This window comes from Streptomyces sp. SAI-135 (genome assembly GCF_029893805.1).
GTDB lineage: Bacteria > Actinomycetota > Actinomycetes > Streptomycetales > Streptomycetaceae > Streptomyces.
Genome location: NZ_JARXYP010000002.1, coordinates 1,535,199 through 1,548,335 on the forward strand (window position 1 = coordinate 1,535,199; position 13,137 = coordinate 1,548,335).

Annotated in this window: 14 protein-coding genes; 7 read left to right on the top strand and 7 right to left on the bottom strand. The window is 72.5% G+C overall.

What is annotated here, in order from left to right; translation table 11 throughout:
- Positions 1–126: 126 nt before the first annotated feature.
- Together M2163_RS11290 and M2163_RS11295 are read left to right on the top strand one after the other, a co-directional pair.
- The gene (locus tag M2163_RS11290; protein WP_280852912.1) at positions 127–513 is read left to right on the top strand and encodes a DUF779 domain-containing protein; all 387 of its coding nucleotides are present in this window, start codon (positions 127–129) and stop codon (positions 511–513) included.
- Between the two features lie 73 nt (positions 514–586).
- Complete coding sequence (locus M2163_RS11295) at positions 587–1,825, top strand: phosphodiester glycosidase family protein (protein WP_280893897.1); 1,239 nt, start codon at positions 587–589, stop codon at positions 1,823–1,825.
- Between the two features lie 2 nt (positions 1,826–1,827).
- On the opposite strand, the gene M2163_RS11300 is transcribed toward M2163_RS11295, so the two are convergent.
- The 5 genes from M2163_RS11300 to M2163_RS11320 all read right to left on the bottom strand — a co-directional run bounded on the left by M2163_RS11300 (position 1,828) and on the right by M2163_RS11320 (position 6,412).
- The gene (locus tag M2163_RS11300) at positions 1,828–2,022 is read right to left on the bottom strand and encodes a hypothetical protein (RefSeq protein WP_280852910.1); all 195 of its coding nucleotides are present in this window, start codon (positions 2,020–2,022) and stop codon (positions 1,828–1,830) included.
- Between the two features lie 131 nt (positions 2,023–2,153).
- Positions 2,154–3,011: a phosphatidylinositol-specific phospholipase C/glycerophosphodiester phosphodiesterase family protein gene (locus M2163_RS11305; RefSeq protein ID WP_280852909.1), complete on the bottom strand. Its 858-nt coding sequence runs from the start codon at positions 3,009–3,011 to the stop codon at positions 2,154–2,156.
- A 181-nt stretch (positions 3,012–3,192) separates the two neighbouring features.
- Positions 3,193–4,266, bottom strand: a complete 1,074-nt coding sequence (locus M2163_RS11310; RefSeq protein ID WP_280893898.1) for an acyl-CoA dehydrogenase family protein — start codon at positions 4,264–4,266, stop codon at positions 3,193–3,195.
- Positions 4,263–5,447, bottom strand: a complete 1,185-nt coding sequence (locus M2163_RS11315) for an acyl-CoA dehydrogenase family protein (protein ID WP_280893899.1) — start codon at positions 5,445–5,447, stop codon at positions 4,263–4,265. Before M2163_RS11315 ends, M2163_RS11310 begins: the two co-directional genes overlap by 4 nt.
- A complete protein-coding gene (locus tag M2163_RS11320; protein WP_280852906.1) occupies positions 5,444–6,412 on the bottom strand; it encodes an NADPH:quinone oxidoreductase family protein in 969 nt (322 codons plus the stop codon). The genes M2163_RS11315 and M2163_RS11320 overlap by 4 nt, the downstream gene beginning before the upstream one ends.
- Positions 6,413–6,645: 233 nt before the next feature.
- On the opposite strand from M2163_RS11320, the gene M2163_RS11325 reads away from it, so the two are divergent.
- Positions 6,646–7,119, top strand: coding sequence for a DNA starvation/stationary phase protection protein (locus M2163_RS11325; RefSeq protein WP_280852905.1), 474 nt, complete (start codon positions 6,646–6,648; stop codon positions 7,117–7,119).
- Positions 7,120–7,138: 19 nt separating this feature from the next.
- Here M2163_RS11325 and M2163_RS11330 read toward each other — a convergent pair whose 3' ends face one another.
- Together M2163_RS11330 and M2163_RS11335 are read right to left on the bottom strand one after the other, a co-directional pair.
- A complete protein-coding gene (locus M2163_RS11330; protein ID WP_280852904.1) occupies positions 7,139–7,975 on the bottom strand; it encodes a prephenate dehydratase in 837 nt (278 codons plus the stop codon).
- 99 nt (positions 7,976–8,074) lie between these two features.
- Complete coding sequence (locus M2163_RS11335; protein WP_007380385.1) at positions 8,075–8,647, bottom strand: XRE family transcriptional regulator; 573 nt, start codon at positions 8,645–8,647, stop codon at positions 8,075–8,077.
- Positions 8,648–8,711: 64 nt separating this feature from the next.
- Here M2163_RS11335 and M2163_RS11340 point away from each other — a divergent pair, with 64 nt between their 5' ends.
- From M2163_RS11340 to M2163_RS11355, 4 genes are all read left to right on the top strand, one after another.
- Positions 8,712–9,635 carry an NAD(P)/FAD-dependent oxidoreductase gene (locus M2163_RS11340; RefSeq protein WP_280852903.1) on the top strand — a complete coding sequence of 308 codons (924 nt, stop codon included), beginning with the start codon at positions 8,712–8,714 and terminating at the stop codon, positions 9,633–9,635.
- A 29-nt stretch (positions 9,636–9,664) separates the two neighbouring features.
- Positions 9,665–11,203, top strand: coding sequence for an ATP-dependent DNA ligase (locus M2163_RS11345; protein ID WP_280852902.1), 1,539 nt, complete (start codon positions 9,665–9,667; stop codon positions 11,201–11,203).
- Positions 11,200–11,661, top strand: a complete 462-nt coding sequence (locus tag M2163_RS11350; RefSeq protein WP_280852901.1) for an NUDIX domain-containing protein — start codon at positions 11,200–11,202, stop codon at positions 11,659–11,661. The genes M2163_RS11345 and M2163_RS11350 overlap by 4 nt, the downstream gene beginning before the upstream one ends.
- A gap of 71 nt (positions 11,662–11,732) precedes the next feature.
- Complete coding sequence (locus M2163_RS11355) at positions 11,733–13,118, top strand: NADP-dependent succinic semialdehyde dehydrogenase (RefSeq protein WP_280852900.1); 1,386 nt, start codon at positions 11,733–11,735, stop codon at positions 13,116–13,118.
- The last annotated feature ends 19 nt before the right edge of the window (positions 13,119–13,137 follow it).

Consider the following 13,137-nt stretch of genomic DNA (forward strand, 5'->3'; position numbering starts at 1 on the left):
GACCAGGGGTTCAACCGGGTGAAGCGGATGTGGAATCCGGATCCCGTCGACCTGTCCTGAAGGCGCGGGTGCGGCACCGCGTCGTGCAACCCCCTCGCAACCTTGCCCGTGCTGGACTCGACCCCCATGGACGAGGATTCCGCACGTGCCGTGTACGACGAGGTGCCGCGTGTCGAGGTCACGCCCGCGGCCGCCGAGCTGCTGCGCCGGTTGCGCGAGGCGCACGGGCCGCTGATGTTCCATCAGTCGGGCGGCTGCTGCGACGGCAGTGCGCCGATGTGCTACCCGGAGGGTGAGTTCCGCACCGGCGGCTCGGACGTGCTGCTCGCCGAGCTGGACGTGCCGGGGGTCGGCGAACCGGTGACCTTCTGGATGTCGAGGAGCCAGTTCGAGGTCTGGGCGCACACCCGGCTGATCGTCGATGTCGTCGCGGGCCGCGGCAGCGGATTCTCTCTCGAGGCACCCGAGGGGGTGCGTTTCCTCATCCGTTCGCGTGTGGTCGGCGCCGAGTAGCCCCTCCGCTCACCGTCGTCTGGTGCACTTCCCCTGAGTTCTGGGACAGTTGGCACGACCTCAGGGGTGAGCTGTGACGCACCGTCAAAGACGTTCCGGCGCAGGCAGATCGGTCCTCACGTTTCTCGCGGCACTCGGCACGCTGGCCGGTGCGGCCCTGGCCGGGGCGGCACCGGCCGGCGCCGCGCCGGGGTGGACACGGCTCGCGGCGGGCGTGCAGTACGAGCAGTTCGACATCTCCGCCGCCGCGGGGCCTGCGCACGCCCACGTGATCCGCGTGGACCTGGACGAGCCGGGCGTGCGGGTGGAACTGCTCCATCCCGGGGCGGTGGCCGCGCGGGCCACGGTGTCCCGGCTGGCCGCCGCACAGGGCGCCCTCGCGGGGGTGAACGGCGACTTCTTCAACATCTCGGAGACCCAGCACCCCGGCGTCGAGGCCACCGGCGCGAGCGTGGGCCCGGCGATCGCGCAGGGCCGCGCGCTCAAGGCGGCGGTGCCGAAAGGCCAGCGCTTCGGGCCCGCGCTGCCGCCCGGCACCGGCACGAAGGAGGTGTTCGGCGTGGGCACCGACCGCCGGGCCCGTCTCGACGCCCTGACGCTCGACGGGTCGGTGCGGACCCCCGGGGGACAACTGCCGCTCGGCGGGCTGAACCAGTACGCGCTTCCCGTCGGTTCGGTCGGGGCGTTCACCGCGGACTGGGGCAGCGCCTCCCGGCTGCGGGCGACCTGCGGGACGGACACGGACCGGGCCGCCCCGTGCAGCACGGACACCCATGAGGTGACGGTCCGTGACGGGCGGGTCGTCGCCACCGCCGACACCCCGGGCAGCGGGCCGATCGCCGGCGGCACCACCGTGCTCGTGGGCCGGGAGGCGGGCGCGCAGCAGCTGCGGAAGCTCTCGGTCGGCTCGGCGGTGACCGTGCAGCACCGACTGGTCGCGGCCGCGGCGAAAGTCCCGTACGGCTTCGCGCTCGGCGGCTATCCGGTGCTCACCGGCGGCCGTCCGCTGCCCGGCCTCGACGACACGACGTCCGCCGTGCGCACAGCGGTGGGCATCGCGGACGGCGGACGGCGGCTGTATCTCCTCGCGCTGGACGGCGCTCCCGACTACCGGCGGGGGCTGACGATCGCCGAAGTCGCCGACACCCTGCGGACCCTGGGCTCGGTGGACGCCTTCAGCCTGGACGGCGGCGGCTCCACGACGATGGCCGCCCGTACGCCGGGCACCGGTGCCGTCGTCGCCCTCAACCACCCCTCGGGCGGCGTCGAACGGCCCGTACCGAACGGCATCGGGGTCTTCGCCACGGGCTGAGGTCAGGGGCGCAGACTGCTGACGATGCCGGCCGTCGCCGTGAGGCCGCTGTGGATGGTGGGCGCGAGGCTGGTACTGGCGAGGTAGAAGCCGAGCAGGGTGCACACCAGCGCGTGGGAGACCTTGAGTCCGCCGCTGCGCAGGAAGACCACCGCCAGGATCAGCAGCAGCACCAGTACCGAGATGGAAATCGCCATGGACAGCCTCCTCCGCCACGCCGCTGGGTCCGTTTCGCGGCGTTCGGCCGCAAGTGTGGCGTAGCGGAGGGTTCGTCCGGGCGGCTGAAGTGTCCTCCGAACGAGTGGTGTCCACACCTGCTCGAAGGCTCCTACCGGTGGGCGTCCAGGAAGGCCTCCAGGCCCGCCAGGTCGTCGGTGTTGAGGTAGTCGACGCCGGCGGCGAGGAGCTCGGCCCACAGCGCGTCCCGGGCGGGGCCCGCCAGGTCCGGGGTGGCCCAGAACCTCACCTTCTGGCCGCGCACGTGGGCCTGCCGCACGATGCCGCGCAGTTTCTGGCGTTCGGCGTCGGGGAAGGCGCCCTCGCCGAGCCAGGTGAAGTTGAGCGTCCAGTTGTCACTGATCAGCGGGATGAGGGAGGCGGGCGCCGCGGTGCCGAGGTCGGCGAGCCGGCCGTCGTAGAAGGCCCGGCGCACGCTCTGCGCCTCCATCGGGACGCGGGCGGCGCGGTCGCCGGAGATCACGGCGGTGACCGGACCGGGGACGACCTTGCCGTGCACACAGGTCGTGAACAGGTGCCGGTAGCGCCGCAGACGGCGGTCGAGTTCGAGGTAGGTCGAGGAGCCCTCGGTCTTGATGTCGACGAGCAGCTGGAGCGGGTGGCGGTACCCCCGGTACACGGAGCCGTGGTGGGCCCTGACGATCCTGGCCAGCGGGTCGAGGTAGAGCGACTCCAGGGTGCGCGTGGGGTCGAGGTCGTCCACGGTGTGCCCGATGAGGAGTTGGTCGCCGACGAGGAAGATGTCGGCCTCGACGCTGCCGAAGCGGTGGTCGAGGGCGTCGAGGAGGGGGCGCGGATGCTCGTAGTCGTTGTGGGCATGGGCGCGCCACAGCGGACGGGGGCGGTGCGTGCGGCTGTCGGCCCATGCGCTGCCGACGGGCGGGGCGAGCGTCGCCGCGGTTGCGGCGCCGAGGGTGGTGAGGGCTCTGCGACGGGTGATGAGGGCCATGTTCTGCCTCCCTGCGGGGCGGGTCGGAACCACAGGGAGTATGGGGCCCTTCGACCCTCAAGGGACCTGTACGCGCCAGGAGTTGGCCGGACTGCCGTCGCCCGTTCACTCCGTGCGCGCAGGCACACGGAAAAGCCCGCCCCAGGTGGGGCGGGCTTCACCGGCGGTCAGCGCAGGATGCTCAAGGCGCCTGGAGGTCGACGAGTTCGGCCAGCCGTGCGCGATGCGCGCCCGCGGTGCCGTAGGCGATCGAGTCGGCCTTGGCGCGCTTGAGGTAGAGATGGACCGGGTGTTCCCACGTCATGCCGATCCCGGCGTGCAGTTGGAGCGCCTCCTCGGCGGCGTGCACGGCGACGGAGGCCGCGTAGGCCTGCGCGACGGCGACCGCCACGTCGGTGTCCTCGCCGGTGGCGAGCGCGTCGGCCGCGTTGCGTGCGGCGGCCCGGAGGTTGACGACCTCCAGCCACAGCTGGGCGAGCCGGTGCTTGAGCGCCTGGAACCCGCCGACGGGCCGGTTGAACTGCTTGCGCTCCTTGAGGTAGCGCACGGTCTCGGTCAACGTCCAGTCGGCGAGGCCGAGTTGCTCGGAGGCGAGCAGTCCGGCCCCGGCCCGCAGGGCGCGGTGCACGGCGGTCTCGGCGTCGCCCAGCAGGCGGCCCCGGGTCCCGTCGAGGGTGACGGTCGCGAGCGGCCGGGTCAGGTCGAAGGGGATCTGCGGGGTGACGGTCACCGCGGAGGCGTCCACCGCGTACAGTCCGCCGTCGTCCGCGGGCACCAGCAGCACGTCGGCCGCCTGGACGTCCGCGACCGCGGTCAACTCCCCGTGCAGGGCCCCGCCTTCATGGCGTACGACCTTGTAGGCGCCGCCCGGGGCGATGTTCAGGGCGACGGCGAGGGCGCCGATCCTGCGTCCGGACGCGAGTTCGGCGAGCAGGTCGTCGGCGTCGCAGGCGAGCAGGGCCTCGGTGGCGACGACCGCGCTGGTGAGATAGGGCACGGGCGCGACCGCGCGGCCCAACTCCTCCAGGACGACGGCGGCTTCGCGGTGCGAGGCGCCCTGGCCGCCCTTGTCCTCCGGGACCAGGAGTCCGGCGAGGCCCATGCCGTCGGCCAGGGCCTTCCAGGCGGCGAGGTCGTGCGGGGTGTCCGACTCGGTGCGGGCGATCACGCCCGGCGCGTCGCAGTGGTCGGCGAGCAGGTCCCGTACGGCGGCCCGCAGCGCCTCTTCCTCCTCCGAGTACAGCAGGTCGCTCATCGGGCCAGGTCCTTCCAGGCGACGTCCTTGTCGGTGCGCGGCTCGGCCGGCAGGCCCAGGACACGCTCGGCGACGATGTTCAGCAGGACCTCACTGGTCCCGCCCTCGATGCTGTTGCCCTTGGAGCGCAGGTAGCGGTACCCGGCGTCACGGCCGGTGAAGTCCACCAGCTCGGGGCGGCGCATGGTCCAGTCGTCGTACAACAGGCCCTCCTCGCCGCGCAGTTCGACCTCCAGGCCGCTGATCTCCTGGTTGAGGCGGGCGAAGCCGAGCTTCATGCCGGCGCCCTCGGGGCCTGGCTGCCCGGCGACGAGCTGCTGGCGCAGACGCTCGGCGGTGAGACGGGCGACCTCGGAGTCGACCCAGAGCTTCAGCAGGCGCTGGTGCAGGTCCTGGGTGCGCAGTTCGGGGCGCTCGCGCCAGGTCCTGGAGACCGGGCCGATCATGCCGCCCTCGCGGGGCAGCCGCATGCCGCCGATGGCGACGCGCTCGTTGTTCAGCGTCGTCTGCGCGACCCGCCAGCCGTCGCCGACCTCGCCGAGGCGGCGGTCGTCGGGGATGCGGACGTCGGTGAGGAAGACCTCGTTGAACTCGGCCTCGCCGGTGATCTGGCGCAGTGGGCGCACATCCACGCCGGGATCGGCCATGTCGCAGATGAAGTAGGTGATGCCCGCGTGCTTGGGCACGTCCGGGTCGGTGCGGGCGATGAGGATGGCCCAGCGGGAGTTGTGGGCGCCGGACGTCCACACCTTCTGCCCGTTGACGACCCAGTCCCCGTCGTCCTGACGGACGGCGCGGGTGCCGAGCGCGGCGAGGTCGGATCCGGCGCCGGGCTCGCTGAACAGCTGGCACCAGATCTCCTCCCCCACCCACAGGGGCCGCAGATAGCGCTGCTTCTGCTCCTCGGTGCCGTACTTGAGGATGGTGGGGGCGGCCATGCCGAGGCCGATGCCGTTGCGCCGCGGGTCGTTGTCGGGGGCGCCCGCGGCCTCCAGTTCGGCGTCCACGACGGCCTGGAGGGAGCGGGGCGCGTTCAGTCCACCGAGGCCCTCCGGGTAGTGCACCCAGGCGAGTCCGGCGTCGAAGCGGGCCTTGAGGAAGTCGAGGCGGTCCGTGGACGCCGGCGGGTGGGCGGCCAGCAACTCGGCTGTGCGGCGCTTGAGTTCGGCTGCGTCGGTCATGCCTGCGCTCCCGTGGGTACGACGGCGATCCGGCCCGTGGTCACCCCGTCGCCGAGGCGCTGGACCGCGTCCGCGGCCCCGGCGAGCGGCACCCGTTCGCTGATCAGCGGCTTGATCGCGCCCCGGGCGGCCAGTTCGGTGAGCTGCTCGTGGCAGTGCTGGACCAGCTTCGGGTTCTTGGTGTTGTACAGGCCCCAGTGCAGGCCGAGGATCGCGTAATTCTTCACGAGGGCGTGGTTGAGGGCGGGGCTCGGGATGGTCCCACTGGCGAAGCCGACGACCACGATCCGCCCCTCGAAGGCCACGACCTTGGTCGACTGCGTGTAGGTCTCGCCGCCCACGGGGTCGTAGATCACGTCCGCGCCCCGGCCCCCGGTGGCCTCCTTCACTGCGGCGACGACGTCCTCGCCGCGCCGGTCGACCACCACGTCACAGCCCAGCTCGCGGGCCACGACCGCCTTCTCGGGGCCGCCGACGACACCGATGACGGTGGCGCCGGCGGCCTTGCCGAGCTGCACGGCCGCGCTGCCGACCCCTCCTGCGGCGGCGTGGACGAGCAGCGTCTCCCCGGCTTCCAGATGTGCCCGCCGGTGCAGGCCGAACCAGCCCGTCTGGTAGCCGATGTGCAGCGCGGCGGCCTCGGCGTCGTCCAGCGAGTCCGGCGCGGGCAGCAGAGCGGCGGTGTCCGCGACTGCGTACTCGGCGAAACCACCGTACGGCAGCGCGGGGTTGGCGATCACGCGCCGCCCGTCCTCGGTCTCGCCGCAGATCTCCACGCCCGGCGTGAAGGGCAGGGGCGGGCGTACCTGGTAGTGGCCGCGGCACATCAGCACGTCCGGGAAGTTGATGTTCGCGGCGCGCACCTTCAGCAGGACCTGGCCGTCGCCGGGTTCGGGCCGCGCCACGTCCGCGAGGCGCATCACCTCGCCCGGCTCGCCGTTCTCGTGCACTTGCCAAGCCTGCATGGGGGGGCCTCCACGGGACTGCGTCGTCATGCCGGGGTCTGACCGGGGTCCTCCGCATACTAAGCGGTCGCTTGCCGATCAGGGAACAGTCCGCGGGGAAAGTGTCGGCACGCACACCGTGGGGCCGCCCAGCGGTTGCACGACCCGGTGAGGCTGAACAGGGTGACAGGGACGAGCCGGGCTCCGGTCCCCCACCGGGCGGCCCCGGCGATCCCCGGAAAGGACCCGCGCACATGACGGTCATCAACAGCCCGCTGCCGGAGAAGGAACGCGAGATCGCGGGGAGCGCCCTCCAGGCGACCCTGGTGGACTTGCTCGACCTCTCCCTGGTCGCCAAGCAGGCGCACTGGAACCTGTACGGGCCGCGCTTCCGCTCCATCCACCTCCAGCTCGACGAGGTGGTGACCACCGCCCGCGCGTACGCCGACACGGTGGCCGAGCGCGCCGCGGCGCTGGGGGTCAGCCCGGACGGCCGGGCCGGCACCGTCGCGGCCACCAGCGGGGTGCCGGAGTTCTCACCCGGTTGGACGAAGGACGTGGACGCGGTCGGCGCGCTGGTGCGGACCTTCTCCGCGGTCGTCGAAGGGGTACGGGAACGCATCGAGAAGACCGGCCCCGCGGACCCCGTCACCGAGGACCTGCTGATCGGCCTCGCCGCCGACCTGGAGAAGCAGAGCTGGATGTTCCAGGCCGAGCACCAGGCCTAGGCCGGTCCGCCTGGGGCGCTCAGCGCGCCGAACGGCGCGGATGGGCCGGGTACACACCGAGGATGCGCACCTCGGTGGAGAAGAACCGCAGTTCGTGCAGGGCCAGGGCGACGTGCTGCTCGTCGGGGTGGCCCTCGACCTCGACGTAGAAACGGCTGGCGTCGAGTCCGGCGCCGACCTGGTAGCTCTCGATCTTCGTGAGGTTCACCCCGCTGGTGGCGAACCCGCCGAGCGCCTTGAACAGGGCGCTCGGGATGTTGCGCACGGAGAAGAACAGGCTGGTCATCGTGGGCTCGCCGGTGTCGGGGCCGACGGCGGCATCCCGGGACAGGACCACGAACCGGGTGGTGTTGTCGGGGTCGTCCTCGACCTCGGGGCGCAGGACGTCGAGGCCGTACAGCGCGGCCGCGGCCGGTGGGGCGAGTGCCGCGTGCCGCGGGTCCGCCAGCTCGGCCACCTCACGCGCCGCTCCGGCGGTGTCGTCGGTGACGAGGGTGCGCCAGCCGCCCTCCCGCAGCACCTTGCGGCACTGCCCGAGGGCGTGCACATGGCTGCGTACGCACTCCACCTGGTCCGCTGTCGCCCCCGGCACGCCCATCAGGTCGAAGCGGATGGCGAGGAAGTGCTCGGCGATGATGAACAGCCCCGACTCGGGCAGCAGATGGTGCACGTCCGCCACCCGGCCCGCCGCGGAGTTGTCCACCGGGATCACGGCGACGTCGGCCGTGCCGAGCGTCACGGCGTCCAGCGCCTGCTCGAAACTCGTGCAGGGCTGTTCCTCGCACCCGGGGTACAGGGTGTGCGCGGCGGTCGCCGAGTTGGATCCGGGTTCACCTTGGTAAGCGACGGTCGTCACGGGGCTCGGTCTCCGGATCGTGGGGCGGCGGAAGCTCCGTAACGTACCAGGAACGCCCGATCGCGGATCGGAGTGTCCACGAACGCCCCGAGGTGCCCCTCACGCCTTCCGGGGACGGGCCCTCACGTGCATCCGCTCCCCCTGCGGCCCGAAGAGACTCAGGAACTCCGCCGGGCCCTCCCCGGTCGAGCCGAACCAGTGCGGCACCCGGGTGTCGAACTCCGCCGCCTCGCCCGCCGACATCACCACGTCGTGGTCACCCAGCACCACCCGCAGCCGTCCCGCCAGCACGTACAGCCACTCGTAGCCCTCGTGGGTGCGCAGCTCCGGCTCCTCCTCGCGGCGCGGCACCAGCACCTTGAATGCCTGGAGGCCGCCGGGCTGCCGGGTGAGCGGCCAGAAGGTGCGCCCGTGCCGTTCGAGCGGCGCCGACCGCACCCGGGGGTCGCCGACCGGCGGGGCGCCGACCAGTTCGTCCAGCGGCACCTGGTGGGCCTGGGCGATCGGCAGCAGCAGTTCCAGGCTGGGCTTGCGCAGGCCGGACTCCAGACGGGAGAGCGTGCTCACGGAGATGCCGGTCGTCTCCGAGAGGGCCGCGAGGGTCACCTCCCGGTCCTTGCGCAGCCGCCTGAGCCTGGGTCCCACTTCGGCGAGAACGTCGTCGGTACTCATACCCGTATTGCAGAATCGGCAAAGTTGTTTGTCAATCCCGCGTCCGCGGAGCGACCGTGTCGGCATGACCGATACCTATGAAGTGATCGTTGTCGGTGGCGGCGCGGCGGGCCTGTCCGCCGCCCTGGTCCTGGGCCGGGCCCGGCGTCGCACCCTGGTCGTCGACGCGGGCGAGCCACGCAACGCGCCCGCCGCGCACATGCAGGGCTTCCTGACCCGGGACGGCATGCCGCCCGCCGAGTTCCTGGCGATCGGCCGCGAGGAGGTCGAGGGGTACGGTGTCGAGCTGGTCCGGGGCCGGGTGACCGAGGTCGCGCCGGGCTTCACCGTGACCCTGGCGGACGGCCGCGTGGTGCGGGCCCGTCGCCTGGTCCTGGCGACCGGCCTGGCGGACGAGCTCCCGGACGTGCCCGGTGTCGCCGAGCGCTTCGGCAGGGACGTCCTGCACTGCCCGTACTGCCACGGCTGGGAGGTCCGCGACCAGGCCTTCGGTGTGCTCGCCACGAGCCCGCTGAGCGTGCACCAGGCGCTGATGGTCTCCCAGTGGTCGAAGGACGTGACCCTGTTCCTGCACACGGTCGCCGAGGCCGAGCTCTCCGACGACGACCTGCGCAGGCTGGCCGCGGCCGGTGTCCGGGTGGTGCCGGGCGAGGTCGCCGCGCTGGTGGTGACCGACGACCGGCTCACCGCCGTACGCCTGCGGGACGGCACGACGCACGCGCGCGAGGTCGTCTTCACCGCACCCCGCGCCGTCCCGCGCAACGGCCTGCTGGAGCGGCTCGGCGCCGAGTTCCAGGAGACGCCCTTCGGCAGCTACCCGGTGGTCGACGGCACCTGGCGGACGACCGTGCCCGGGGTGTACGCCGTGGGCAACGCGGCCGGCTTCGGCGAGCAGGTGATCAACGCGGCGAGCGCCGGGTACCGGGCGGCCGCCGCGGTCAACGGCGAACTGCTGATGAGCGACCTCGACGCGGCTGCCGGGGTGTAGACCGGCCGCCTCCGGTACACCCTGGAGGCATGTTGCTTGCCCGGCTGGCCCAGGTGTCCCAGGACGTCGCCGCGACCACGGCGCGCTCGAAGAAGATCGCGCTCCTCGCCGAGCTCTTCCGGGACGCCGAGGCGGACGACGTCCCGATCGTCATCCCGTACCTGGCGGGACGGCTCCCGCAGGGCCGGATCGGCGTCGGCTGGAAGGTGCTGGGCCGCCCGGTCGCCCCGGCCGCCGAACCGACGCTGACCGTCCAGGCGGTGGACGCCCTGCTCAGCGAGCTGGGCAAGGTCGCGGGCGCGGGGTCGCAGGCCGAACGCGCCCGGCTGGTCGGCGAGCTGATGGGCGCTGCCACCGAGGCCGAGCAGCGGTTCCTGCTCGGCCTCCTCACCGGCGAGGTACGGCAGGGCGCGCTGGACGCGGTGGCGGTCGAAGGGCTCGCCCAGGCGACCGGGGCGCCGCCGGCCGACGTACGCCGTGCGGTGATGCTCGCGGGCTCCCTCCAGACGGTGGCCCAGGCCCTGCTCACCGACGGCCCGCCCGCCCTCGAACGCTTCCGGCTCACCGTCGGCCGCCCGGTCCTGCCGATGCTGGCGCACAGCGCCTCCTCGGTGGCCGAGGCAGTCGGGAAGCTCGGCGCCTGCGCGGTCGAGGAGAAGCTGGACGGCATCCGCGTCCAGATCCACCGGGACGGCGATGTCGTACGGCTGTACACCCGCACCCTCGACGACATCACCGACCGGCTGCCCGAACTGACGGCAGCAGCACTGGAGTTGAGAGGCGAACGGTTCATCCTGGACGGTGAGGTGATCGCCTTCGACGAGGACGGGCGCCCGCGTTCCTTCCAGGAGACCGCGGGCCGGGTCGGCTCCCGGGTGGACGTGACGACGGCCGCCGAGGCGGTCCCCGTCTCCCCCGTCTTCTTCGACGCCCTGTCCGTCGACGACCGCGACCTCCTCGACCTGCCCTTCGCCGAACGGCACGCGGAGCTGGCCCGGCTGGTGCCCGAGCCCATGCGGGTCCGGCGCGCGCTGGTGTCGGGTCCCGAGGACGTGCACGAGGCCGAGGAGTTCCTCGCCGAGACCCTGAAGCGCGGCCACGAGGGCGTGGTCGTGAAGTCCCTCGACGCCCCCTACAGCGCGGGCCGGCGGGGCGCTTCCTGGCTGAAGGTCAAGCCCGTGCACACCCTCGACCTGGTGGTGCTGGCCGCCGAGTGGGGCCACGGCCGCCGCACCGGCAGGCTCTCCAACCTGCACCTCGGCGCCCGCACGGCCGACGGCGGCTACGCCATGCTCGGCAAGACCTTCAAGGGCATGACCGACGCGATGCTCGCCTGGCAGACCGAGCGGCTCCAGGAGCTGGCCGTCGACAGCAGCGGCTACGTGGTGACCGTACGGCCCGAACTCGTCGTCGAGATCGCCTACGACGGTCTCCAGCGGTCGACCCGCTACCCGGCCGGGGTCACCCTCCGCTTCGCCCGCGTGGTCCGCTACCGCGAGGACAAGCGCCCCGAGGACGCCGACACGGTCGAGACGCTGCTGGCCGCGCACCCCGAGGTGATGCCGTGAGGACGAGCGCCGGCCTGCTGTTGTTCCGGCACACCGGGGACGGGCTGGAGGTGTTGCTGGGCCATATGGGCGGTCCGTTCTTCGCGCGGCGGGACGCCGGAGCGTGGACGGTTCCGAAGGGCGAGTACGAACCGGCCTCGGAGTCGGCCTGGGACGCGGCCCGCCGGGAGTTCCAGGAGGAGCTCGGCCTGGAGCCGCCCGACGGGGAGGCCGTGGCGCTCGGTGAGGTCCGGCAGACCAACGGCAAGGTCGTCACGGCGTGGGCGGTCGAGGCGGACCTCGATCCGGCGACCGTGGTCCCGGGGTTGTTCAGCATGGAGTGGCCGCCGAAGTCCGGCAGGACACAGGAGTTCCCGGAACTGGACCGCGTCGAGTGGTTCGGCCTCGACCGGGCCCGGGCCGTGATCGTCAAGGCGCAGGCCGCGTTTCTCGACCGGCTGGCTGAGCACTCGGCCTGACGTCCACGCGTTGCGGTCGCCCCCGCCGCGCGGGAAGGTCGAAGCACAGTCAGCCCTTCAGGAGGTCGGTCATGCCCATCGCGACGGTGAACCCGGCGAACGGCGAGACGCTCAAGACGTACGAGGCCATGGGCGAGGAGGAGATCGAACGCAGGCTCCAGCTCGCCGAGGCCACGTTCCGCACCTACCGCACGACGTCCTTCGCGGAGCGCGCCCGCCTCCTGAACCGGGCCGCCGAGCTCCTCGACGAGGGCGGACAGGACATCGCCCGCGTCATGACCACCGAGATGGGCAAGCCGGTCAAGCAGGCCCGCGCGGAGGCCGCCAAGTGCGCCAAGGCGATGCGCTGGTACGCCGAGCACGCCGAGTCGCTGCTGGCCGACGAGGAGCCCGCCGAGCACGACGTCAAGGACTCCGGCGCCTCCCGCGCCCTGGTCCGCTACCGCCCGCTCGGTCCGGTGCTCGCGGTGATGCCGTGGAACTTCCCGCTGTGGCAGGTGGTCCGCTTCGCGGCGCCCGCGCTGATGGCGGGCAACGTCGGCCTGCTCAAGCACGCCTCGAACGTGCCGCAGACCGCGCTGTTCCTGGAGGACCTCTTCCACCAGGCGGGGTTCACCGAGGGCTGCTTCCAGACCCTGCTCGTCGGGTCCGGCGCGATCGACGAGATCCTGCGCGACGAACGCGTCAAGGCGGCGACCCTCACCGGGAGCGAGCCCGCCGGGCGGGCGGTCGCCGCCACCGCCGGGGACATGGTGAAGAAGACCGTGCTGGAGCTCGGCGGCAGCGACCCGTACATCGTGATGCCGTCCGCGGACGTCGACCGGGCCGCCGAGATCGCGGTGACCGCGCGGGTGCAGAACAACGGGCAGTCCTGCATCGCCGCCAAGCGGTTCATCGTGCACACGGACGTCTACGACCGGTTCGCCGAGCGGTTCGTCGAGGGCATGAAGGCCCTCAAGGTGGGCGACCCGCTGGAGGAGGACACCGAGGTCGGACCCCTCGCCAGCGAACAGGGGCGGACCGACCTGGAGGAGCTCGTCGACGACGCCCGGCGCAGCGGGGCGAACGTGCTGTGCGGCGGGGAGCGGCCCGAGGGGCCCGGCTGGTACTACCCGCCGACCGTCGTCGCCGACGTGTCCCGCGAGATGCGCATCCACCGTGAGGAGACCTTCGGCCCGGTGGCCACGCTGTACCGGGCGGCCGACCTCGACGAGGCGGTGCTGATCGCCAACGACTCGCCGTTCGGGCTGAGTTCCAACGTGTGGACCCGGGACGAGGCCGAGGTCGACCGGTTCGTACGGGACCTGGAGGCAGGCGGGGTGTTCGTCAACGGGATGACCGCCTCGCATCCGGCGTTCCCGTTCGGCGGGGTGAAGCGGTCCGGGTACGGGCGTGAGCTGTCCGGGCACGGAATCAGGGAGTTCTGCAACATCACGACGGTTTGGCACGGAGCGTGACAGTTGCGCGGCTAACATC